Raw genomic sequence first — 23,128 nt, forward strand, 5'->3', positions numbered from 1 at the left:
GTGACTCAAGCGAGTCACCATTACGAGTTGTGTGGTTGTTCAAATGGTAAGTAAATCTCGAAGGTGGTTCCGACCCCGAGTGTACTCGATACGCTCACTTTTCCGTGATGGGCATCGACCACATTCTTCACGATCGCGAGTCCGATGCCTGTCCCTGTCTTCGAACCACTGGTCCGGGCTTTATCGGCTTTATAGAATCGCTCGAAAACGAACGGCAAATCCTCTTTTGGAATTCCGTGACCTGTATCCGTCAACTGAATCCGTAGCCCGTCCGTCTCTTCTGTGGCCTCAATCCGAATTTCTCCAGAATCGGTATGCGCGATAGCATTGCCAATCAAGTTGGTGAACACTTGCTCGAGACGATCGCCATCCGCCTCGATGAGACGGTGCGGGGCGTCGGTCTGTAAACGAATCTCTTTTTCAGATGCCATCTGATTGAACTTTCGCATGACTCGGGGCAAGAAATCACCGATATCAAACGAAGTGAAATGCATCGTCTCTTTACCCGATTCGATGCGTGCCAAATCCAACAAATCATTGACGAGTCTTGCCAAGCGGAGCGATTCATCGTAGATGATAGAGGCGAACTCTTTCGTCGCCTCGTCACTCTCAGTGATGCCATCGATGATTGCCTCTGAATACCCTTGAAGCGTCACGAGCGGTGTCCGGAGTTCATGGCTAATGTTCGTCACAAAATCGGTCCGCATCTTATCGAGTCGATGACTTTCTGACGTATCCCGGATAACAACGACAGCACCCTCGAAATCGTCTTCTCCGACGAGTGGTGTGACTGTCAGTGTATAGTACCGCTCATCCTGTTTCACTTCGATCGTCTTTTCAGACGTCCCCTCCATCACTTCCTCATAAAGAGACAATACGACTTCATGTGGTTGCCCATCTTGAAGTAATGGACTCGCTTGCGGGTTCGTGACAATCACGTTTGCATGACGATCGAGTGTGATGACACCGTCTGCCATCGAACGAAGAATCGACGCAAGTTGCAGCCGTTCCCGGTCAAGGGCATTCACATATTTCGAAAGCTGACTGCTCATTGCGTTGAAAGAAGCAGCGAGTTCGCCAATCTCATCCCGTGTCTTCGTCTCCAAACGTAAATCAAATTGCCCCTCTCCCGTCTTATTGACTGCATCCCGCATCGCTCGGAGCGGTGCCGTGATTCGTGTCGACAAGAAGAAAGCGAAGACGGTCGTGACGATGATGGCCGAAGCGACGGTCCAAAGAATGATGGTCCGTGCTCCCGCGTTCGCACTCGAGATCGCATCGAGCGGTTCGAGCAGGTAGAGCGTATACTGTCCTGTCGATAAGGAGAAGGTCGTCCGATACGCTAGCGCGGCCTGGTCGTCAAAAGATGAGAAATTCCCGATGGCCGTCTCACCGACCGCCTGATAAGTTTCCCAATCCTGTCGTTCAAGTTCTACCATCAAGCCATCCACTTGATTTCCAAAATTCGATCGGGTCGTCCCGTTCTCTAAGATATAGTTAGCCCCGTACACTTCGATGATTTGATCAATCGTCTGGGACGTGTCACCTTCATTCAACAAAACCGATTGGACCTGTCCACCGAGCTTGGCAAGATGGCCTCGTTCCTGGTCGATATGAAAGGAATTAAAAAATTCAAGCATCAACACCGAGACGATGAATAAGATGACACTGACCAAAACGAGAATCGTCAGCCACAGTTTCGTGACGATGCTGTTTCGACGAATCATCATTCACTGGCAGCTTCGAACTTGTACCCGACACCCCATACGGTCGTGATCATATGCGCCGCGTCCGGTGAGACACGATTCAATTTCTCACGAAGACGTTTCACATGCGTATCGACGGTCCGAAGGTCTCCGAAAAATTCGTAGTTCCATACTTCTTTTAACAACTGCTCTCGTGAAAAGACTTTATCCACCTGTTTTGCGAGGAAGAACAATAACTCATATTCTTTTGGTGTGAGGGCGATTTCCTCGCCGTCCACCGTGACGCGGTGTGCATCATTATCGATTGTCAGATGTGGGAAGACGATCAAATCCTTCGACTTCTCACTCGTGTGCATGAACTTCGTCGAACCAGAGCGGCGAAGCAATGCTTTGACGCGGAGCACGACTTCACGCGGACTGAACGGCTTGACGATATAATCATCCGCTCCGACTTCAAATCCTTGGACACGATCGATTTCTTCGCCTTTCGCCGTAAGCATGATGACCGGAGTCGCTTTCGTCTTCCGGAGTTCTGTACATACTTCAACCCCATCCATCTTTGGCATCATCAAATCAAGCAAAATCACGTCGTATTCGTTATCAAGGGCAAGCGCAAGCGCCTCTTCACCATTGACCGCTTCTTCAATCTCATACTGTTCACGTTCTAAGTACATTTTCAAAAGTCGGCGAATTCTCTCCTCGTCGTCGACTACTAAAATCTTCGTTTTCTCAGCCATACCTAAAACCCTCCTAAGACCCATTACGAGTTGTAGCGAATGTTGCACAATTGTGAACATTCCACTCTCTGCCATAACTATACCACTCTATTATTTCGCTTCACAACGATGATTTGATGGACCAAATGAAAAAGAAGTCACAATTGTGACTTCTTTTACGTCAGGCATATGAATGCAGACCGGCAATGACCAGGTTGACGAAGACGAGGTTGAACATGATGACAGCAAATCCACCAACACATAACCAGGCCGCTTTCGTCCCTGTCCAGCCACGCTGAATGCGCATATGCAAGTAGTAAATATAAATCAGCATCGTGATGAGAGCCCAAACTTCTTTCGGGTCCCATCCCCAGAAACGGTTCCAGGCAATCTGTGCCCAAATCATCGCAAAGATCAGACCACCAAGGATAAAGACCGGTAATCCAATCGCGACCGAGCGATAGCTGATTTCATCAGCAAGGTCGAGATCGACTTTTTTCGCAAGGGGTTGGAGCGCTTCAGCGACGCGTTTACGCAAGATGACAAAGCGGAGCAACACATAGATTACAATTCCGCCGATGACCGACCAGATGAGCGTGTTCAACTTGAGTGTATTGATCCAGTTCGGGAGTTCGAGTGACAAGCCACTCGCGCCAGATAAGAGTTGTGCCCCTTCTGGGACGAACAAGATCGGCATGAAATATTCATACGTCTCCGCTTGACCGCGATCGTTCGTGAACTCGACGACACCTCCGGCACCGATCCCCTTGAATAACATCGAGACGATGATGAAGCCGAGCGTGCACATGAGGACAAACATCGTCACTTCGAGCCACGTCCGTGACTTAGACTGTTCTTTCATCGATGTTTCGTTCAATAAGAAAATGAGGCCCGATGCAAAACTAATGGCCAAAATCCCTTGTCCGAGCGCAGCCGTCGTAACGTGAATTTTCAACCATACACTGTTGAGTGCCGGGATGAGCGGTGCGACCTCACTTGAGAACATTGAGGCGAAGGCGATGACGAGTAACGCCACCGGCATTGCGAACAAGCCGAGTACATCATTTTTATAAATTCCATATACGACGAGGAACCCAAGTACCATCATCATACCGAAGAACGTCGTATATTCGTACAAGTTTGACACCGGCGCATAGCCGACAGCTGCCCAGCGCATAAAGAAATATGTCATTTGAGCGACAAAGCCGATGATTGCCAAGATAAAGGCGTATTTCCCATAGGCAACACGGTTGACGTTTCGATCTTTACGCATACCGCTGACGGCAATCGTAAAGAGAACCGTCGAGATTGCGTAAAGGAAGAACGCGATAAACAGCATTCGGCTGCTCCATTCAATCCATTCCATCAAGATTCCCCTCTTTCATCTGTTAACTCGTTCTCCGACTTCTCTGTGAATCTCGCCTGGTCTTCCCACATCGGTAAACCACTTTGTTCTAATAGCGGCGACACTTCACGACGGAGCGAGGACGGGTTTTTATTCGTAAAACCGGCGACAAGCACCCCTTCTTCATGACGACGGATCCAAACACGACGGTGTGGCCAGTACATGCCCATCGCAATACCGATCATAAAGATCGTAGCACCGACAATCAAAATCGGATAGGTGGAGTCACTCTTCACACGTAACCCACTCGTGCTCGCCATCTCTGTACCTGCAAACTGGATATCGTAGCGGTTCTCTTCATCAGCAACATTCAGACGAATGCCGATCAAATTCGACTCCGTTTCTCCTTCAGGTGATTCAACGTTGAAGAAGAAGGCAGGATTCAGTGCACGTGGAGATTTCGTATTCGGTTGCCCATCTTTCACTTCAAAGTCTGGATACAAATCTTTCAATGTGACGGTGACCCCATCGAGCTCATAAGACTTCTCCGGATTCTCCAAATCAACTTTGAACGGACCATATTCGTCGCCGGTTTCTTTATCTGCCAACATGAACGACATCGACAAGAACTCTGGACGACTTGAATATTGTTCCTGATACACTTCAAATTTATCGAACTTAAACGGGTGGTTGACTTTCGTCGAACCGACATCGACTTGTTCGAGTTGCGGCGATCCGTCCTCGTTCGTTCCCGTCTTTTTGAATAACGTCAACTCTGTCTCATAATTTTTCGGAACGGCTCCTGCTTTTTCAATGGCGGCCGCAAACTTCGCGTCCTCTTCATTGTTCTCAGGGTCGTACAATTCAAGAATGAACTGGTCGTTCCGTAAGTAGTACTCGCCGTCAGTCGCCTCTAGCGACACCGTTTCGCCTTCACGCACCCATTCGAGCGTATCCGTATGGAATGCAGGGAACACTCGCAGCATCGCCCCTAGGAAGAAGATGACAAGTCCGAGGTGGTTGACGTACGGACCCCAACGACCAAACCGGTGTTTCTCTGCTAACAGAGCATCGCCGTCCCGTTTGACGGTATATCGTTTCTTTTTAAGTGCGACTGCGATCTCGTCAATTTGAGCCTCCGTCCCATCACCTTGTCCGAAGAGACGTTGCCCCTTCATAAAACGTTCTGTCCGTCTGACCGGTTGTTTTTTAAGCGCCTTATAGAGCGGAACCCCACGGTCAATCGACACGACGACGAGTGAGAGCGTCAACATGACAATTAGACCGATGTACCACCACGATGTGTATAGGTTATGGAATCCGAGGGCGTAATAAATAGAACCCGGTGTTCCATACTCCTCCATATAATATTGCTCAGGCGGTAATTGTTGTGGGATGTACATCTCTTGAGGAAAGATTGTTCCGATTGCCGAACCGACAATAATCAATGCAATTAACCACAACCCCACTTTGACCGATGCAAAGAAGTTCCACACACGGTCAATGATCGATTTCGGACGACGCTTCGACCGCAAATCAGCGCCTTCGTATTTCATATCTAGCATCTGTGCGTCCCCCGTTCGCTTACAATGACTTCTCGGCTAGCTCCATCAATTTCTCTTTCGTGAGTTCACCTTCATACTTTTCAATTACGTTCCCTTCACCATCGATGACGAATGTGACGGGTAGGTTATAAATGCCATACGCTCCCTCGACTTCGCTCTGGGTATCCATCAAAATCGGATAGTCGAGCCCGACACCAAGGTCGTTGATGAAATTATCGACACGAAGCGGTGTCTCTCCGACGTTCACGGCCCAAAAATCGACACCCATGTCTTGAAGTGTCGCATAGTTTTCTTGTACGACCGGCATCTCTTTCTTACACGGTTCACAGAACGTACCCCAGAAGTTCAAGAGCATCCCTTTCCCTTCATAGTTGTCTCGCTCATACAAGGTCGAACCGTCGAGTGTGACGAGCTTGAAGTTCGGTGCCTCGTCGCCCGCCTCGATGCGTCCATCGTTACCCGCTTGGTCGAATGTTTGCATGATCGTAACCGCTCCCGCGAAGAGAACGACCGTCATGATCATCATCCGCCAAAATGACCTCTTTTTCTTTTTTGCGACCGCTTGTTCCATCCGGTCGTTTTTTTGTTGATCTTTTGTCATCGTTTTCACACCATCCTTCAGTTGCTATTGTACTGAAAAAACATTAAAAACGCACATTAACAGACTTTTTTCATTTTTTTGTCACACAATTTACACAATCAAAAAAATCATCCTATTTCAGGACGATTTTTTGTTGTTATTTTTTCTTCTTTTTGCCTCGTGGTTTCGGTGGAACGGTAGGGTTCGCAAGTTCCCGAAGCTTACTGATTTCTTTATGTGAAAGTTCACGCCAGTCGCCGGTATTGAGACCGTCGAGCGTCAAGAAACCGAACTGTTCACGCTTCAGTTTGATGACCTCTGAACCAATGGCTTCCACCATCCGACGGATTTGACGATTGTGACCTTCCGAGATGACGATTTCGAGGATGGCTGTGTTCTTCTTCTGGTCTACAGATTTCATCTTCACTTTCGCACTTCCCGTTTTGAATCCGTCATCGAGTTCGACACCAGACTCAAGCTGTTTGATGGCCAAGTAAGATGGGATGTTCTTCACTTTTGCCACATAGCGCTTTTGAATTTTATATTTCGGGTGTGTCATCATGTTCGAGAACTCACCATCGTTCGTCAAGATGATGAGACCCGTCGTGTTGTAGTCAAGACGACCGACCGGGAATACCCGTGCTCCTGGTGGGACGAGGTCTGTGATGACTTTACGTCCTTTGTCGTCATCGACCGTCGATACGTAGCCACTCGGTTTATAAAGCAAATAGTAGACGTGCTCTTCTTGTTCGATTTTGACGCCATCGACTTCAATCTCTGACTTCGGTCCAACTTTCGTCCCGAGTTCACGGACGACTTTTCCGTTCACGCGGACGCGACCATCCAATATCATTTCTTCCGCTTTCCGACGCGAGGCGACCCCCGCTTGTGCGATTACTTTTTGCAAACGTTCCATATGATTAATCCTTCTCCAATCTTTCTTCTTGCTTCGGTGATTCTTGACCGAAGAACAAATCGCCTTCGTCTGTCAGTTCATCCTCAAATGTTAATGGTGGCAATTCTTCGAGCGAGTTGAACCCGAAATGGTCGAGGAAGTGCTCTGTCGTACGATACAGCTTGGCACGACCAATCGTCTTCGCGCGGCCAGCCGATTCGATCAATCCTTTTGATAACAACGTATGGATGACCCGTTCGACTTTGACCCCGCGAATCTCTTCGATATCCGCTCGTGTGACCGGCTGTTTGTAGGCGATGATAACAAGCGTCTCCATCGCTGCACGTGAGAGCGCCTGCTCTGCCATCGTCCCGACATATTTCTGAATGTACGGGGAGACGTCCGGAACGGTCACGAGTTTGTAGACACCTGCCGATTCCATGAGCTGAAACGGTCGGTTCGATGACTTGAACGATGCCTCCAGCTTACTGAGCTGTTCTCGTGCCGCAGCTTCTGAGATATCGAGCGTCTCGGCGAGCGCGCGTACTTCCATCCCTTCATCACCGACGACGAACAGCAATCCTTCAATAATCGTCTCATAAGACAGCAACCGCTTCATCCCCTTTCTTTGACGCTTCAATGAATGAGATTTGAATATCTTGGTCGAGTTGTTTTGTTACGACGATCCGTAGCTTGATCAGCTCAAGAAGCGCCATAAACGTCACGACGAGATCCGAGACGTTCGGTCGCTCAACAAAAAAGGCGAAAAACGATGTTTGTCTCGTCGACGATACGTGTTCATGAAGACGCGTCATCTGCTCTTCAAGCGTACGCTCTTCCCGCTTGATCGTCTTTTTGCGTCGTTCTTTCCAACGTTTCCGTTCAATCATCTTCGAATAGGCGTGGAGAAGATCCGAGAAGTTGAGTGGTCCGTCATACTTAGACACCTCTTCAGACATATAAGTCGTCAAATCTTCACCCGGTCGCGTATACAATTCAAGCCGGTGTTCTTCTTGTTCACGCATGAAGACGACCGCTTCTTTATATGCTTTGTATTCAATCAATTGACGAATGAGACCTTCACGCGTCGGTTCCTCACTGAAGTCTGGAACCTCTTCATCCTCGACCGAAACTGGCGGTAACAATTGTTTGCTCTTCAATTGGAGCAGCGTCGCCGCCATGACCAAGTATTCACTGGCCACATCGAGTTCAAATTTTTGCATCGTGCGAATATAGCCGACATACTGGTCAGTGACTTCTGCCACGGAAATGTCGACGATATCAATCTCCATTTTTCCAATCAAATGGAGCAACAGGTCGAGTGGACCTTCGAACGTATCAATTTTAACGTTATAGGCTTCCATAGAGACACCTGCCATTTTACATTTTTGCGCTTTAGTATAACATGTTTTATAACACCGTGGACACGAAAGGAGAAAATTGATTCATGACCCCTTTTATTCATTATACGTTGCTTTTTGAATGTCATGCCGATTATTTCGAATGTCATGAGGTATTAGAAGAGGCGTGGCAGGCAAACGGACGTCGTCATCACGGCTATGCGGCACTCATCCAATACGCCGTCATCCACTATCATTTACGACGAGACAATCTCATCGGCGCGAAAAAGAGCTTGCGACTCTTACGCCAAAAGATCGACATCGCTTCCCCTTATTTAAATGAACTCGGTCTTGACGTCGACTCCTTCGTCGCGCAACTTGATGAATGGCCGCTTCGCGCGAAGCTCCCATTACAACAGAATGTTCGTGACACGGTCGAATCATTGAAATCGACGTTTCCTGCAACGGACCTGTCGTTCGAGGAACTCGTTCATAAGCATCTTCACCGTGATCGGAGTGAGGTCATCACGGAACGAGAGCTGGCACTTTTAAAAAGGCAACGTGCAAGAAGTTGACGTCAAGATTTAAGAAGTCTCCTTTTCATGATCAATGATGATTTTTTAACTTCTTAAACGCCATCACCCAACTCTCGAGATCGCTCCGATCATGTAAATATTCAGAAGGGGTTTCAAGTAAATCCATGCCAACTATCGTTTGTAAGCAGGACCAAACCACCTCGTCAGAAGCTGTCCAATCAAATCCATCTATATTTTCATACTGTTCCATCCACTGTTGTGCCCAATCAGAGATTTCTTCTCGCGTTCGTTCTTGCCTGAGCACTTGCTCCAATCGATTGATCAGTTCATCGATTGTTACTCGATTCATGAATCCACCTCATTTAAAGGGTTTGTGATTTACTCCATGCAATATGTAAAACCCCCGTAGTCACAATCGTGATTACGGGGGGTTTTTATCGTCAGACGACTAATTGATTCCATTTATCCAATAAATCGCCCGTCTTGCCTGTACCGGTTAGCGTCAAATCAAGTGGAAGGACGTTTCTCACCTCGTCTAGAAGCTCGTAAGAACGTTTCTCGCCACGGAATGATGGCGACAAGGCGATATGGTCGATGACCATTCTCGTCCCTTGTTGCTCCATACCAATGATACCAACGAAGTCTTCACCGACTTTCCACAAATAGAGGAACTTCGATTCCTCCTCGTCATACGATCGGACGAGTTCAAGCAAGCTTAGCGGTGATTTGTCACTGCATGAGAATGCGAGTAGACCCATCGCCGTCTTTTCATAAGAACGTTTATATTTGACCAGCATCGCTGGGTTCACCACCTTTAGTCATTCAAGTTTCACGATGTGAAGACGTGAGAGACATGGTTCATTGTGCCATACCCTTCAGGCAAAAATCAATTCTCGTCCCAAACCTTCACTTCTGCCATCTTCGTTCCTTGACGAAGTTTGACGGCATGTTCAAGACCAGATGTCACTTTACCGAAAACTGTATGGACGCCATCCAAATGCGGTTGTGGCTCATGGACGATGAAGAACTGTGAAGACCCTGTGTTACGTCCTGCGTGTGCCATCGAGAGTGATCCCGCTTCGTGTTTGTGTGGGAATGAAGTCGATGTCTCACATGGAATCGTATAACCAGCGCCACCCATTCCAGTACCATCCGGGCAACCGCCTTGGCTGACGAATCCAGGAATGACACGGTGGAATGTTAATCCGTTGTAGAACCCGCTGTTCGCAAGTTTTTCGAAGTTTTCGACCGTGATCGGTGCCTCGTTGTGGAATAAATCAAATTCAATCATTTCGCCATTTTCAAGTTTCATAGAACCTTTTTTCATGTTTCAAGCAACCCCTTTTTCATAATATGTATCCTGTTGTTTGACACTCACATTACCCATCTTATCAAAAAAACACGTCTGTCTCCACTTTTTTGTGGAAACAGACGTTCTGCCTTATTGAATCACTGCGTGAACGAGTGGACGTGCCTCTGGTTTCGTTGCACCGATCGTATACGCATGGTCTAAACGTTCGACAGCCGAAGACATGTCTTCCATGTTCGAGCGGAGCACAGCAATCACATCGCCCGCCTCGACACGGTCGCCAACTTTCTTCTCGAGCGTAATGCCCGCCGCGAAGTCGATCTTGTCTTCTTTTGTCGCGCGCCCTGCACCGAGAAGCATCGCTGCGACACCGACTTCGTCTGCGATGATCGACTCAACATAACCTGCTTCTTTTGCGACGAATGTCGTCTCGTATGAAGCTTGTGGTAATTTCGTCACGTCATCGACGAGTGATGCGTCGCCACCTTGCGCTTCGACGAACTTACGGAACACCTCGAGGGCGTGACCGTCAGCAATTCGTTTTTCAAGGTCTGCATATGCTTCGTCAAACGTTGGATAGAAATCACCAAGGACAGCCATATGACCTGCAATCGTGAGCGCGATTGTTTTCAAATCTTCGACTTCTTTACCTGAAAGAACTTCAATTGCTTCTTTTACTTCGTTCGCGTTTCCGATTTCAAAGCCGAGCGGTTGGTCCATGTCTGTGATGACAGCGACCGTCTTACGACCGACGTTCTTCCCGATTGCGACCATCTCTTCCGCGAGGGCTTTCGCATCATCAAACGATTTCATGAACGCGCCAGAACCTGTCTTGACGTCAAGAACGATACTGTCCGCTCCAGCTGCAATCTTCTTCGACATGATTGAACTTGCGATGAGCGGGATCGATTCGACCGTAGCCGTGACGTCGCGGAGCGCGTACAAGCGCTTATCCGCAGGCGTCAAGTTCCCTGTCTGCCCGATGATCGACATTTTGATATCGTTTACTTGTTTCGTGAACTGCTCTTCCGTCAATTCTACGTTGAACCCTGGGAATGATTCGAGCTTATCGATCGTACCACCTGTGTGACCGAGACCGCGACCACTCATCTTCGCGACGGGGATGCCGATCGACGCGACGAGTGGTGCCACGATCAAGCTGATCTTGTCCCCGACGCCGCCCGTTGAGTGCTTGTCGACTTTTTTCCCTTCGATGTTGGAAAGATCGATTGTATCTCCCGACTTTACCATTTCCATCGTCAAGGCAGCCGTCTCGTTTTCAGTCATCCCGTTGAAGTAGATGGCCATCGATAAGGCCGACATTTGATAGTCAGGGATTGATTCGTTCGTGAAACCTTCGACAACGAAGCGAATCTCCTCTTCGTTCAATTCTCCACCGTTACGTTTCTTTAAAATCAAATCGACCATACGCATAACTGTCGTCCTCCTAAATTAAGTTACTTACATGCTTTTAATCGTGCCACGTACGAGAGAGAGGAAGTCTTGACGAACGCGCTCTGTCGTTTCGATGACTTCTTCATGGTTGAGTGGTTGATCTAAAATCCCAGCCGCCATGTTTGAGACACACGAAATCCCGAGGACACGCATATCCGAATGACGCGCGACGATGACTTCTGGAACGGTCGACATCCCGACGACGTCTCCCCCAAGAAGACGGGCCATTTTGACTTCAGCCGGTGTTTCGTAGGTAGGACCTGTGTTTCCGAAGTAAACCCCTTTCTGTACAGAAAGTCCAAGGTCTGACGCGACGCGTTCGGTCAATTTCACGAGCTCTTTATCGTACGCTTCTGACATGTCAGGGAAACGTGTTCCGAATTCACTCGCGTTCTTACCGATGAGCGGGCTCGTACCGAAGAAGTTGATATGATCTGTGATGATCATCAAGTCGCCTGGGTTGAATGACTCGTTACACGCTCCTGCCGCGTTTGTGACGATGAGAGTCTCGACACCGATCAATTTAAGGACACGTACAGGGAACGTCACTTGTTCCATCGAGTATCCTTCATAGAAGTGGAACCGTCCTTGCATGGCGACGACTCGTTTCCCTTCGAGCTCACCGAACACGAGTTGACCCGCATGTCCTTCGACAGTCGATACCGGGAAGTGTGGAATCTCCTCATAAGGAATCGCTACCGGGTTCTCAATCTCGTCCGCGAGGACTCCAAGTCCCGAACCTAGAATGAGTCCGATTTCTGGTGTACCGCCCATACGCTCCTGCAAAAACGCTTTTGTTTCGTTCCAATTTACCATGAATATTGCCTCCTCAAATTTCGTTTAAGAAACTCTTTCCGTGTGATGGTGCCGCGACGTCAAAGTTGTCAGCGACGGTCGCCCCGATGTCCGCGAATGTTCCGCGAATACCCAAATCGACTGCCTTCGCTCCCTTGTGATGAACGATGAGCGGAACGTATTCACGCGTGTGGTCTGTCCCAGCATGAACAGGATCATTTCCGTGGTCAGCCGTGATGATGAGTAGGTCATCTTCACGAAGACGCTCCATCACTTCCGGTAGGCGAGCGTCGTACTCTTCAAGCGCGACCGCATAGCCTTCCGGGTCACGGCGATGACCGAATAATGCGTCGAAGTCAACTAAATTCAAGAAGCAGAGTCCTTCGAAATCTTCCTCGAGCGACTCGACCAATTTGTCCATGCCGTCCATGTTCGATTTCGTGCGGACCGCTTTTGTCACGCCTTCACCATCGTATATGTCGCTGATCTTCCCTAATGCGATGACGTCTTTCCCAGCTTCCTCGAGCGTGTTCATGACGGTCTTGCCGAATGGTTTCAGTGCGTAGTCGTGACGGTTCGCCGTACGTACCCATGCTCCTGGTGTCCCAAGGAACGGGCGAGCAATGATTCGTCCGAGCATGTACGGGTCTTCACGTGTGATTTCACGTGCGTATTCGCAGATGCGATACAATTCATCAATCGGCACAATCTCTTCGTGTGCTGCGATTTGAAGGACTGAATCCGCTGATGTATAGACAATCAATGCGCCCGTCTCGACATGTTCTTCACCGAGTTCATCCAAGATGGCCGTACCTGATGCCGGCTTATTTCCGATGATTTTTCGACCACTGAACTCTTCTAGACGATGAATCAAATCGTCCGGGAACTCTTCAAAGACACGGAACGGCGTCTCGATATGAAGACCCATGATTTCCCAGTGCCCTGTCATCGTGTCTTTACCAGCCGAAATTTCTTCCATACGACCATACGCGCTCGGCGTCTCCGACACGTCGATTCCTTGAATCGGTTTAATGTTCGCGAGTCCGAGTTTCCCCATGTTCGGCATGTGCAATCCGTTATGTTCACGAGCGATATGTCCGAGCGTATCCGCCCCTTTGTCACCGAACTGTTCAGCATCCGGTGCTTCACCGATACCGACCGAGTCCATGACCACTAAAAAAATACGTTTAAACTTCTTCACAAAAAATTCCTCCTTTTCAATGTCTAGGCACGAGGGTGATGCTTGCGATACACATCATGTAGACGCGACTTATTGACGTGTGTATACACTTGCGTCGTCGCTAAATCCGCATGACCGAGCATTTGTTGAATGGCACGTAAGTCTGCGCCGTTCTCGAGTAAGTGTGTCGCAAAGGAATGACGGAGAACGTGAGGTGTGATCTCCTTATCAATTCCGGCAAGCTTGGCACGTCGTTTGATCATCTTCCAAAATCCTTGACGACTGAGCCGTCCTCCTCGGCCGTTTAAAAAGAGCGCTTCGGTCTCTCTGCCGCCAAGTCCGTTACGAGCTTGTTGAATATATCGCTCAACAAACCCTTGCGCGACCGACGAAACCGGAATGATTCGTGCGCGCTCGCCTTTCCCTTCACATTGTAGATACCCCAATTCGAACTGCAAATCATCCAAATCAAGACCTAAAAGTTCACTGACCCGCATTCCGGTCCCGTATAGCAACTCGAGCATCGCACGGTCCCGTAGTGAGAGCGGGTCGGATGTCGGGACGCTATCTAAGAGACGCTCGACTTCCTGTTGCGACCACGTGTCCGGAAGTTGCTTTTCTGCTTTCGGTGTCTCTAGATACAGAGATGGATCGGTTGTCGTGACCCCCGTCATTTTGAGATGATGATGGAACATCCGGATTGAACTGACAGCTCGTCTCAAAGAGGACGAAGCACGTCCCGCCTGTGACAGTTCTTCGATATGCTTTACGATATGAGAACGTGTCACGTCGTTCCAATCTTCCACGCCCAACTGGTTTAAGGTCGATGCGTATTGCGTCAAATCGCTCGCATACGCCTGTCTCGTGTTGGCGGACATCCGCTTTTCAACCGTCATGTACTGAAGAAATGACTCGATATGCGAACGCATCATACCCTCCTCCTTCCTCGTTTCACCTGAATACGCTTACAGCATATCATTTATGTAAACCGTTGTGAAGATGTCTGACCTCATTTTTTATTCACTTTTTTGTGAACGTTTACGTGTCGAAGATACATCTCAGAATTCTTATTTTTCTGGCATGTTTAAATGAAAAGCGATATACTACAAGCGACTTAAATATATGAGCGATCTATCACACATTGAAAAAGGACAGATGACCTGTTGGGGTCGTCTGTCCTTTCTGCATTAACCGTTGATGACTGCTTTATGACCTTCAAGCGTGACGCCTTTTGCTTGGCATACTTTACAGATGCCGTGAAACGTCAAGCGATGGTCTTTAATCAAAAATTCGTATTTACTCTCGACTTTTTTCTCAACATCGACGAGCAAGTCTTCCATGATTTCCTCGACCGATCCGCATTCGACACAGACGAGATGGTGGTGCGAATGATTCGCTCCTTCTGGGCGCAAGTCAAAGCGTGCGACCCCGTCACCGAAGTTGACTTTGTCGACAACACCGAGTTCAGTCAATAACTCAAGTGTGCGATATACCGTGGCGAGTCCAATCTCTGGTGCGATGCTCTTGACGAGCATAAAGACGTTCTCGGCACTCAAATGGTCACTCTCATTCTCAAGTAAGATGCGAACCGTCGATTCACGTTGCGGTGTCAATTTATATCCTTTGGCGCTCAATTGCTGTTTAATTCGTTCAATTCGCGTTTCCATAAGGCGCCCCCTCTTTACATAGTTCACTACACAAAGCATACCGAAGTTTTAATCAATTTTCAATTTAAAATCATTACTATGTAAGTTTACCATATAAAATTTCAGATTAGAATTATTTTAATCTAGACAATTGCCACCATTGAATCGCCATGATTGTCTTCGCATCGGTGATGACACCTCTGTCTAACAAATCAACCGCCTCTTCAAAAGAATATCGTTCCACATTTAAAAACTCATCTTCGTCAAGGTTCATCTCGCCCGCTGATAATCCTTTCGCGACAAACACATCGACTCGCTCACTGCAAAAACCCGGGGCTCCGTAGAAAGAAAAAATCTTTTCGAGCGACTCCGCCGTATATCCGGTCTCTTCAGCCAACTCACGTTCGGCACTCGATACCGGTTCTTCCCCTTTTTCAAGTTTGCCTGCTGGGATTTCAAGCGACATCGATTCAAACGCTTTTCGATACTGCTCTACCATGACGATGTTGTCCGATTCATCGATGACGAGCACAGCGACGGCTCCATTGTGATAGACGAGTTCTCGCACAGACGTGTTTCCATTCGGAAGGGAGACGACATGCTTTTCCACATCGAAAATCTTGCCTTTATAGATGACTTCCCGCTCAATCGTTTTTTCTTCCATATGATTACTCCTCACTTTTCGATATACTCTGATTATGAGTCAAACCTACATTTCGAACAAGGAGGAATCCAAATGAGTGAACTCGGACTCGGAACGATGACGATTTTGAAACAGGGGGAAAAAGAGGCGAAGAATATCTTAGAAACAGCTATTCAATCGGGAATTCGCCATATCGATACGGCAGACGTCTATGAACGCCAAGCTGTCGAGCGTGTGATTGGGGAAACGTTGGGTCAAGAGCGACAACACTTATTTTTGGCGAGTAAAGGTGGGAATGAACTAACTGAGGAGGGCATGCGTTGGAATCCTGATCCGTCCTATTTAGAGCAAGCATTGCACGGATCGCTCGAGCGATTGAAAACCGATTATCTGGATTTATATTATATACATGGCGGCACGCTCGAGGATGACCTCGACGCAACGATCGAATGGGCACAAAAACAAAAACGAGACGGTCTGATTCGACAAATCGGACTCTCGTCGATTCGACCGAACGTCATCAACCATTGGGTCAAATCCGGTGCACTCGATGTTCTCATGACGCCGTATTCACTACTCGACCGCCGGGCAGAGACGCTCGACGTCTCGATCCCCATCGTTGGCCGAGGGGTTCTTGCCAAAGGCCTATTAACGGATGAATGGGAGACGCGTCTTGGAGATAAGGGATTTGAGGCGTGGCGAAAAGAGGACCTCGCAAGTGAATTGGCGATGATGCCGACACCGATTCAAGCCTATGCACTCGAAGCTGCAAAACGGTTCTGTGACGTCGTCTTACCAGGCGCCTCTTCAGTCAAGCAATTGAACGAAACGATTCGTTCATTTGAGACCAAAACCGATGATGAAGTGCTTGATCGCTTACTCGCTCGTTTACCGGTTCACCCATACACAAAACACGTGACCTGATCCGCTCAGGTCACGTGTTTTTCGTTGCGTGCTTGAATCTGTTCGATCGCCCAATCCGCCCATCCGGCATAGTTCTCCATCATTCGGATCGCATACTCGCTCGTCAGCAAATAGCCAAGTGTATCCTCGTCCGATTGATGTTCTTCTTGAAATAGTCGAATCTGTTGTGCGACCTGCTCATGGTGTGCCTTTGTCTCTTCGATATATCGGACCGCTTCTTCAACCGGCAACAATTGAAGCAGACTGACACGCAGGAGGTTTTCATCCTTCATTTTCGGTTGGAACGACGTTGGTTGACGTAACCAATTGATTAACTCCTCACGTCCTTGATCCGTGATGGAGTAGATTTTTTTGTCTGGCAACTCCTGTTGTGAGACATGTTCCGCCGAAACGAGTGCTTCTTCTTCCATCTTTAACAGTTCCCGATAAATCTGTGTATGATGGGCGTTCCAAAAATGAATCATCTGTGCCTTGAACGTCGCGTTCAAGGCATACCCGGTCGCAGGCTGATGGGTCAATAACCCGAGCAATGCGTGACGTAACGCCATATCCATCACCTTTTCCTTCTCATGCTATTTTTATTAGTGTATCACATTCTCAAACGGTTTCGAGAATGCCAATCTGTTGACGACCCGTTAAAAACCCGACAAAATAGATAGAAGAAAGGAGAGTTGTCTATGCAACCGATTCATTCATCACAACAATTTGACGAAGCCACAAAAGATCACGGAATGGTGGTCTTCACTACATCATGGTGCCCGGACTGTAAACGTCTAGACATGTATGTCGATGAGCTCGTCAAAGACTATCCACAATTTAACTGGCACGTCGTCGACCGCGACGAACTCCCAGAACTATCTGATGCGCAAGAAGTTCGCGGCATCCCTTCACTTCTTTATTATAAAGACGGGGTAAAACAAGAACACCTCCACTCGGCGAACGCCAAGACGGAGATGCAAATCCGTTCATTCCTCGATACGATCCAAGCATGACCTGATTCCTGCAGCCCATTCGACTGCAGGAATTTTTGCACACACCTCTGTCATCCTCAATTATACTGTAAGAAATAACCAAATAAGAAAGGGGAATGAACATGATGCTTATACGCCTCTTCACCCCACTCTGTTTCACCATCATGATGTTGGTCGGCTGCATACAACCATCTACCTCACCATCCATACAATCTGATGAAGAAACGGCAATCATCAAAAGTGCAGTGACCTATCTCAACAGTATGGATTGGCTACCTGCCGATGAAAACGGGAGACAAGCTACGATTCAATCCATCATAGTCGATAATCGTTATGACTTAATTGATTCACGTTTTGAAGGAACACGTGCCTGGCTCGTCACGTTCCCCCCTGATCCACAGCGCACGGTCGAGATTCCACAAGTACTCGTTGAACCGAAATCGAACGACGTGATTGGCCATCTTTTAAGCGAATAACGGTTCGAACCCCCAACTACTTGTAATGCCGAACATACCGCGAGTCAATCGAGCGCTTCATATAATATGGAATCCGACCATGCCATGTAAACCATCCATAGGTCAGCAAGGCGCGCCCTGGTGTCGTTAGTAAGATATTCATCGATTGACGTCTCCGAAATGGTCGACTTGTTTCCTTAAGTAACCGTTTGCCGACATAGCGCCCTGACCTAACAGCATCGACGCCTCCATTTAAGGAGGATGCCATATCTCCTGTTACATATATATTTGTAAAATGATGATGACGTAAATATTTGTCTACCTCTATAAAACTCTCAGGTTTTGCAAGCCCTGATTCGGCCCACCATCCCACGGGAACAACCCCCGTCGCATCCAATAAGAGCCCTTCCGATGCGTCTGCATGATACGCCTGTTTGACGACCATGACCCCTGTTCTGACTAACAATCGCTCGATGTGCTTTCTAGTATGGACCGAGACGTCTGGTAATATCTCTTTTGCATACAGCGTCACATTCTTTGTACGAGCACACGTGAACGCCAATTCTACGCCGGCCTTCCCGCCTCCGACGATGGTCACTTGTGAACTCGATTCGATTTGGTCGAGTAAAGCTTGTGACATCGGTTTAAGTGGCGTGCCGATTCCCCGACTTTTCGCACCGGTGGCTAAAACGAGTTGATCGTATTCAAACATTCCGTTTTCTGTTTGAACCGTCTGCTGAATCGGGTCAATCGAGAGCACCCGCTTTGCGACCGGCTCTAGTTGAGGTGATCGGACCGTAGCTGAATCCATGAGCCCGGCAATCACTTGTGGAAACGCACCTGTATAAATCGTCTGGCAGTCTCCGATGAAGCGAACATCATAATGTTTGCATATCTCCTCAATACGATCGAGAATTTCTAGCTGTCCGTGTCCAAGTCCGGCCAACACCAACTTCGGTTTCATCGCAAAATCCTCCGTGCCTCAATGAATCGTTGTGTGATTGTCATGACTTCAAGCAATAAAAAGATAAGAGCAATCCCGCCGACCCAGTTCGGGAAGAGAATCATCAACGTGAACAAAATGAAACACTCTGTTCGCTCGATAATTCCTGGCTGATAGTAAAACGTCTTCTCTGAGCGCTTTGAACTACTCGCACCGACAGCTAGGAACAGTGTCATGGCGATCACAAATGAAGCAATCAGAATGAGAAAAATAGGCATATATTCCGGGTAACGAAGGGCAAGGGCAATCACGACCGACAATTCGACGAATCGGTCCAAGACGAGGTCAAGCACCGTTCCAAACCCACTCGTTTTCGACTTTCGAGCCATCGTCCCATCTAAAACATCAAACAAGCCAGATAGCCACAGTAAGATGACGGCAGTCCAGTGCATATCATTATAGATAAAGATTCCGGTCGAGATTCCGATGATTCCTCCAAGTACTGTCACTTCGTTCGGCGTGAAATTCCATTTGAGCAATCGATTCGCTCCACGCTCGATGACCGGTTGAACGTAACGACTTCCGTATGTATCGAGCATACTATTCCTCCTTTCGTTTAATTCGATAAATCATTCCAGTTTGGTACGTTTCACACGTCGGTAACATGACGGATCGTCCATCCTTGAACTGATATTCCCCGAAACATTGACCGAATCGATAAATTTTCTTCATCAACTGAACCGACACACCAGTCGCTTCGGATACCTCCACTTCAGACAACGGTCGCAGTTCTCCATCGAGCATGACAAAGTCACCGAATCCAGGGGCCGTATCGTATAACTCCGCAACCGTCCCCGTACGTGTCACCTTGCCTTCATCAATCAGCGTCACCTGGTCTGCCATGAGCATCGCTTCTTCCCGATCATGAGTGACCAATACCGCCGTCAAGTTGAGTTCTTTCACTAAGTCCCGGATAAAACGCTGCAAGTCGAGCTTGAGTTTCGGATCAAGGTTTGTAAAGGGTTCATCTAATAACAGTAGTTCTGGTTCAGCCGCTAAAGCTCGGGCAAGACTGACCCGTTGTTGTTCGCCACCAGACAGTTCATGTATCTCGGCATCATATCGGTCACCGAGTTGAACGACTCGTAACCAATGTTCCGCCTGCTTACGAGAACGTTCTCGGGTCACGAGCGTGACATTCTCTCCGACTGTCAAATGTGGGAACAATAATGCCGTTTGCGATAGCATCGTCACGCGCCGTTTATGCGCAGGGATAGGGATTAAAGAACGGTGATTCCATTTCACGTCGCCGCTGTCAGTCGACTCAAGACCTGCGATGATTCGTAGAATCGTCGATTTCCCTGAACCACTCACACCGATGATTGCGTGAATGTCGTGAGGTTTAACCTCGAAGTCGACACCATTTAGTATTTGTTTCGTTCCAAATTGTTTATATAGATTTTGTACATTCAAACTCATTGAAGACGTCCTTTCAGCATACGCACCATATACCGATCCCATCCTGAGAGCAGAAAATAGAGGAGAACGGGGAATAGGATGAGCATCCATGTGTTCGAGAGAGCGAGACCACGATTGTTTCCCGCATAAGATTGATACAATTCTGTCGTCACGGTCGAAATCAATCCTGCACCAATCAATTGAATCAGCGCGAATTGACTGAGCAAAATGACGGTCGTGAACAACGCGATGGTCCGCATCAATCTAGAAAAGAGCGGATACAGCACGTACATGACTCGCCGTCTCGATGGCAGAATCCGAGCTTGTTCCAAAAGTGGTCGACCGATGACCGCCATTCCGTTGTAGGCGAGGCGGATTGAATAGGGAATCGTCACGACGAGCAGGGCAAGGGTGACGCCGACATACGTCCCAATCAGACCAGCTTCCGCCAAGATCAGATAGAGGCCAAACAATGTTGCCAGCATCGGAATGAACAATGGTAAAAAGACGAGCCATTCGATGACATGTTTCCATCTAGAATCTGTCCACAATAGCCACCAGGCACACATCATCGAGAGCCATACATTGATCCCAGATAAAATCACAATCAATCCTATCGTATGAACGATTGCCATGTTGTTCTCGATTTCAAATGTCGGGACTACGAAGAAGAGGCTGATAAACGGTATGAACGTCAAACAGATGAGAATCCCTTGTCGAATCATCGTCTCACCCCACGTTCAATTCGTCGTCGTATGGATGCGGTCAATACGTAAGAAAGGAATACGCCGATTCCGACAAGACATGTCCAGACGAGGGCGACCGCATAAGGCTCTGTCGCCTCCAAATAGAGTCCAGTCGACAGTCGTTCATACGCGAGGACACCGATGAGTTTCGGGTAAGTCACGCCGAGCAATGCCGGGACCTCGTATGCGAACGAGATAAAGGCGATTAGTATCCATGCCGAATCGAGTAATGGTTTCATCAGAAACGGCAACTCCCCATGTTTGAACTGGTCAAACGGAGAGAGTTGGAGCGTCTTGGCCATCTCGACGTAACCCCGATTCAATTGCTCATATGTCCCGAGCATCATTAAAAAGACGAACGGTGTCTCCTTCCATATATAGGTCAGGATGACCGTGACATAGTTTCGTTCGTTCGCCTCAATCCATCCGATGCCGTTCGTTCCGGTGAACAATAACCAAAACAGGTATGCAGCGGCAATGTGAGGGACAAACATCGGAAGTCGGAGTACAGATGATAGGAAACGCCAACCTTTTTGGACGACCGTTCTTGCAAGCCACGTCCCGATTACAAGCGATAGACCAGTCGATACGCTGACGACATAAAGCGTCGTGACGAAACTATCGCGCCACGTCTCATTTGTTAAAAGCGAGCCCCAATCCGTTCCCGTTGACTCTATGGCGAGAAAGACGAGGGCAGTGAGCGGAAGAAGCGACACCATGATCGTCACTGCGACACTACTTCGTAACACGTGGCCACTCCTCGCGGACGGTGTCAATCACGTTCGGTCCATAATCCGGGATCGAACGTTCGAGCAACTGCTCCGAATCTGGGTACGTGACACCCTCCCCTAATTCTTCAAACGCTCGTTGGTCATTCACGTCAAGCTTCGTTAAGTCGAGTGATGTGCCGTCTCCCCAATATTCTGGTCCCTGTTTGACAAGCTGTGCTTCAGGAGACAACAGTTCTTGAAGAAGGACTAACGCCCCATCTGGATTCGGGGCATTGAATGGGACTGCTAAAAAGTGTGTCGAGGCAATGGAGTGATCGAGGACGAGCGCGCGTGTCTCTTTCGGGAAGATCCCTTCCGTCACTTCCGCCTCGGCTCGACGTTCGTTGAATCCCATCGTCATCCAAACTTCTCCCGATGCATAGAGCTGATCGAGTTGTTCGAGCGTCTTTGGATACGTTTGTCCGTCTTTCCACAAATTCGGAGACCACGCTTTCAAGTCATCCCAGAACGAATCCTCAATGGTCGCTTTTTGGTCCAACTCGTCACCGTATCGTGCATACAATAGATGGCGGACGAAGGCATTCCCGGTGAAATCTGTGACTTCAGGATACGTGAATCGACCTGGATTGTCTTCAGTCCAGCGACGTAATTCTTCAAACGATTGAGGAGGATTGTCCACTTTCGAAGCATCGTAATGCATGATGAATTGTACATTCCCCCATGCGAGCTCCAAGTCCTCTGTCGGGGTGCCGGCATCTGATTGCTGGGCCGTTTCGTTTAATAACTCGGCGTTCGGGACACGTTCCATCAGTCCGTCTCGAAGAAGACCAGCCTCTTTCGCATTTCGGAAATTATCGCCATTGATCCAGACGGCATCAATCGTCCCGACTTGTCTGTCCGCTTTTTTATCGAGTGATAATTGTCGGATGAATTCGGCCGTATCCATTGCGACACGGTTCAATTCGACATTGTAAGATTCCTCGAGGCGAGGTGCCACGTAGTCATCGATGTAGCTATTGATGCCCTCGTCCCCACCCCACATATATAGGTTGACGGTCGACCCTTCTGCCGTTGTTGCTGCTTTTTCAAACGAGTCCGAAAACTCAACTGCCTGTTCACTCCCACACGCTGCCACGAATGTGAGCATGACAGTTGCGAGCAGTACTCTCCATTTCCTCATCTTAATCCC

28 protein-coding genes are annotated in these 23,128 nt (G+C 48.3%); 4 read left to right on the top strand and 24 right to left on the bottom strand.

Annotated features, from left to right (window positions below):
- Positions 1 to 20: 20 nt before the first annotated feature.
- From KNO73_RS05095 to KNO73_RS05130, 8 genes are all read right to left on the bottom strand, one after another.
- Positions 21 to 1,730, bottom strand: a complete 1,710-nt coding sequence (locus tag KNO73_RS05095; RefSeq protein ID WP_215112170.1) for a HAMP domain-containing sensor histidine kinase — start codon at positions 1,728 to 1,730, stop codon at positions 21 to 23.
- Complete coding sequence (locus KNO73_RS05100) at positions 1,727 to 2,443, bottom strand: response regulator transcription factor (protein ID WP_214733573.1); 717 nt, start codon at positions 2,441 to 2,443, stop codon at positions 1,727 to 1,729. The genes KNO73_RS05095 and KNO73_RS05100 overlap by 4 nt, the downstream gene beginning before the upstream one ends.
- A 160-nt stretch (positions 2,444 to 2,603) precedes the next feature.
- Positions 2,604 to 3,788 (bottom strand): c-type cytochrome biogenesis protein CcsB, encoded by a 1,185-nt coding sequence (ccsB, locus tag KNO73_RS05105; protein WP_215112171.1) that lies wholly within the window; start codon positions 3,786 to 3,788, stop codon positions 2,604 to 2,606.
- The gene (gene resB / locus KNO73_RS05110) at positions 3,788 to 5,332 is read right to left on the bottom strand and encodes a cytochrome c biogenesis protein ResB (RefSeq protein ID WP_215112172.1); all 1,545 of its coding nucleotides are present in this window, start codon (positions 5,330 to 5,332) and stop codon (positions 3,788 to 3,790) included. The genes ccsB and resB overlap by 1 nt, the downstream gene beginning before the upstream one ends.
- Before the next feature lie 19 nt (positions 5,333 to 5,351).
- Entirely contained in the window at positions 5,352 to 5,933 is a 582-nt protein-coding gene (gene resA / locus KNO73_RS05115; protein WP_214730584.1) for a thiol-disulfide oxidoreductase ResA, read from the bottom strand.
- Between the two features lie 136 nt (positions 5,934 to 6,069).
- Positions 6,070 to 6,828, bottom strand: coding sequence for a pseudouridine synthase (locus KNO73_RS05120; protein WP_012726494.1), 759 nt, complete (start codon positions 6,826 to 6,828; stop codon positions 6,070 to 6,072).
- A 4-nt stretch (positions 6,829 to 6,832) separates the two neighbouring features.
- Positions 6,833 to 7,426: an SMC-Scp complex subunit ScpB gene (gene scpB, locus KNO73_RS05125; protein WP_041917904.1), complete on the bottom strand. Its 594-nt coding sequence runs from the start codon at positions 7,424 to 7,426 to the stop codon at positions 6,833 to 6,835.
- Entirely contained in the window at positions 7,404 to 8,171 is a 768-nt protein-coding gene (locus KNO73_RS05130) for a segregation/condensation protein A (RefSeq protein WP_215112386.1), read from the bottom strand. Before KNO73_RS05130 ends, scpB begins: the two co-directional genes overlap by 23 nt.
- Positions 8,172 to 8,254: 83 nt before the next feature.
- On the opposite strand from KNO73_RS05130, the gene KNO73_RS05135 reads away from it, so the two are divergent.
- Positions 8,255 to 8,722 (top strand): DUF309 domain-containing protein, encoded by a 468-nt coding sequence (locus KNO73_RS05135; RefSeq protein WP_215112173.1) that lies wholly within the window; start codon positions 8,255 to 8,257, stop codon positions 8,720 to 8,722.
- A gap of 31 nt (positions 8,723 to 8,753) precedes the next feature.
- Here the strand turns inward: KNO73_RS05135 and KNO73_RS05140 are convergent, their stop codons facing one another.
- From KNO73_RS05140 to KNO73_RS05180, 9 genes are all read right to left on the bottom strand, one after another.
- Positions 8,754 to 9,032 carry a hypothetical protein gene (locus tag KNO73_RS05140; protein ID WP_215112174.1) on the bottom strand — a complete coding sequence of 93 codons (279 nt, stop codon included), beginning with the start codon at positions 9,030 to 9,032 and terminating at the stop codon, positions 8,754 to 8,756.
- A 91-nt stretch (positions 9,033 to 9,123) separates the two neighbouring features.
- Complete coding sequence (locus KNO73_RS05145; RefSeq protein ID WP_215112175.1) at positions 9,124 to 9,480, bottom strand: GCN5 family acetyltransferase; 357 nt, start codon at positions 9,478 to 9,480, stop codon at positions 9,124 to 9,126.
- Positions 9,481 to 9,569: 89 nt separating this feature from the next.
- Positions 9,570 to 10,010, bottom strand: coding sequence for a peptidylprolyl isomerase (locus KNO73_RS05150; protein WP_074033238.1), 441 nt, complete (start codon positions 10,008 to 10,010; stop codon positions 9,570 to 9,572).
- Between the two features lie 114 nt (positions 10,011 to 10,124).
- Positions 10,125 to 11,426 (bottom strand): pyrimidine-nucleoside phosphorylase, encoded by a 1,302-nt coding sequence (locus KNO73_RS05155; protein WP_215112176.1) that lies wholly within the window; start codon positions 11,424 to 11,426, stop codon positions 10,125 to 10,127.
- Between the two features lie 27 nt (positions 11,427 to 11,453).
- A complete protein-coding gene (locus tag KNO73_RS05160; RefSeq protein ID WP_215112177.1) occupies positions 11,454 to 12,263 on the bottom strand; it encodes a purine-nucleoside phosphorylase in 810 nt (269 codons plus the stop codon).
- Positions 12,264 to 12,276: 13 nt separating this feature from the next.
- Positions 12,277 to 13,443, bottom strand: coding sequence for a phosphopentomutase (deoB, locus tag KNO73_RS05165; protein ID WP_215112178.1), 1,167 nt, complete (start codon positions 13,441 to 13,443; stop codon positions 12,277 to 12,279).
- A 23-nt stretch (positions 13,444 to 13,466) separates the two neighbouring features.
- Positions 13,467 to 14,351: a site-specific tyrosine recombinase XerD gene (gene xerD / locus KNO73_RS05170; protein WP_214686909.1), complete on the bottom strand. Its 885-nt coding sequence runs from the start codon at positions 14,349 to 14,351 to the stop codon at positions 13,467 to 13,469.
- A gap of 258 nt (positions 14,352 to 14,609) precedes the next feature.
- The gene (fur, locus tag KNO73_RS05175; protein ID WP_012726507.1) at positions 14,610 to 15,089 is read right to left on the bottom strand and encodes a ferric iron uptake transcriptional regulator; all 480 of its coding nucleotides are present in this window, start codon (positions 15,087 to 15,089) and stop codon (positions 14,610 to 14,612) included.
- A gap of 112 nt (positions 15,090 to 15,201) precedes the next feature.
- Positions 15,202 to 15,732 (bottom strand): NUDIX domain-containing protein, encoded by a 531-nt coding sequence (locus tag KNO73_RS05180; RefSeq protein WP_215112179.1) that lies wholly within the window; start codon positions 15,730 to 15,732, stop codon positions 15,202 to 15,204.
- A 72-nt stretch (positions 15,733 to 15,804) separates the two neighbouring features.
- On the opposite strand from KNO73_RS05180, the gene KNO73_RS05185 reads away from it, so the two are divergent.
- Complete coding sequence (locus KNO73_RS05185) at positions 15,805 to 16,635, top strand: aldo/keto reductase (protein ID WP_215112180.1); 831 nt, start codon at positions 15,805 to 15,807, stop codon at positions 16,633 to 16,635.
- A 5-nt stretch (positions 16,636 to 16,640) separates the two neighbouring features.
- Here the strand turns inward: KNO73_RS05185 and KNO73_RS05190 are convergent, their stop codons facing one another.
- Complete coding sequence (locus KNO73_RS05190) at positions 16,641 to 17,189, bottom strand: PadR family transcriptional regulator (protein WP_082131999.1); 549 nt, start codon at positions 17,187 to 17,189, stop codon at positions 16,641 to 16,643.
- A 123-nt stretch (positions 17,190 to 17,312) separates the two neighbouring features.
- Between KNO73_RS05190 and KNO73_RS05195 the strand changes: the two genes are divergently transcribed.
- Together KNO73_RS05195 and KNO73_RS05200 are read left to right on the top strand one after the other, a co-directional pair.
- The gene (locus KNO73_RS05195) at positions 17,313 to 17,627 is read left to right on the top strand and encodes a thioredoxin family protein (RefSeq protein ID WP_012726511.1); all 315 of its coding nucleotides are present in this window, start codon (positions 17,313 to 17,315) and stop codon (positions 17,625 to 17,627) included.
- A gap of 101 nt (positions 17,628 to 17,728) precedes the next feature.
- Positions 17,729 to 18,082 (top strand): hypothetical protein, encoded by a 354-nt coding sequence (locus KNO73_RS05200; protein WP_214757384.1) that lies wholly within the window; start codon positions 17,729 to 17,731, stop codon positions 18,080 to 18,082.
- Between the two features lie 16 nt (positions 18,083 to 18,098).
- On the opposite strand, the gene KNO73_RS05205 is transcribed toward KNO73_RS05200, so the two are convergent.
- Genes KNO73_RS05205 through KNO73_RS05230 form a run of 6 tightly spaced genes read right to left on the bottom strand, consistent with a single transcriptional unit; the run spans position 18,099 to position 23,119 of the window.
- Positions 18,099 to 19,025, bottom strand: a complete 927-nt coding sequence (locus KNO73_RS05205) for an NAD(P)/FAD-dependent oxidoreductase (RefSeq protein ID WP_214757386.1) — start codon at positions 19,023 to 19,025, stop codon at positions 18,099 to 18,101.
- A complete protein-coding gene (locus KNO73_RS05210; protein ID WP_012726514.1) occupies positions 19,022 to 19,603 on the bottom strand; it encodes a CDP-alcohol phosphatidyltransferase family protein in 582 nt (193 codons plus the stop codon). The genes KNO73_RS05205 and KNO73_RS05210 overlap by 4 nt, the downstream gene beginning before the upstream one ends.
- A 1-nt stretch (position 19,604) precedes the next feature.
- Positions 19,605 to 20,483 (bottom strand): ABC transporter ATP-binding protein, encoded by an 879-nt coding sequence (locus KNO73_RS05215; RefSeq protein ID WP_078147063.1) that lies wholly within the window; start codon positions 20,481 to 20,483, stop codon positions 19,605 to 19,607.
- Positions 20,480 to 21,187 (bottom strand): ABC transporter permease subunit, encoded by a 708-nt coding sequence (locus KNO73_RS05220; RefSeq protein ID WP_215112181.1) that lies wholly within the window; start codon positions 21,185 to 21,187, stop codon positions 20,480 to 20,482. Before KNO73_RS05220 ends, KNO73_RS05215 begins: the two co-directional genes overlap by 4 nt.
- Positions 21,184 to 21,957 (bottom strand): ABC transporter permease subunit, encoded by a 774-nt coding sequence (locus tag KNO73_RS05225; protein ID WP_078147065.1) that lies wholly within the window; start codon positions 21,955 to 21,957, stop codon positions 21,184 to 21,186. The genes KNO73_RS05220 and KNO73_RS05225 overlap by 4 nt, the downstream gene beginning before the upstream one ends.
- Positions 21,944 to 23,119 carry an ABC transporter substrate-binding protein gene (locus KNO73_RS05230; protein ID WP_215112182.1) on the bottom strand — a complete coding sequence of 392 codons (1,176 nt, stop codon included), beginning with the start codon at positions 23,117 to 23,119 and terminating at the stop codon, positions 21,944 to 21,946. Before KNO73_RS05230 ends, KNO73_RS05225 begins: the two co-directional genes overlap by 14 nt.
- Between the last annotated feature and the right edge of the window lie 9 nt (positions 23,120 to 23,128).

Source organism: Exiguobacterium sp. s83 (assembly GCF_018617095.1).
GTDB classification, from domain to species: Bacteria; Bacillota; Bacilli; order Exiguobacteriales; family Exiguobacteriaceae; genus Exiguobacterium; species Exiguobacterium profundum.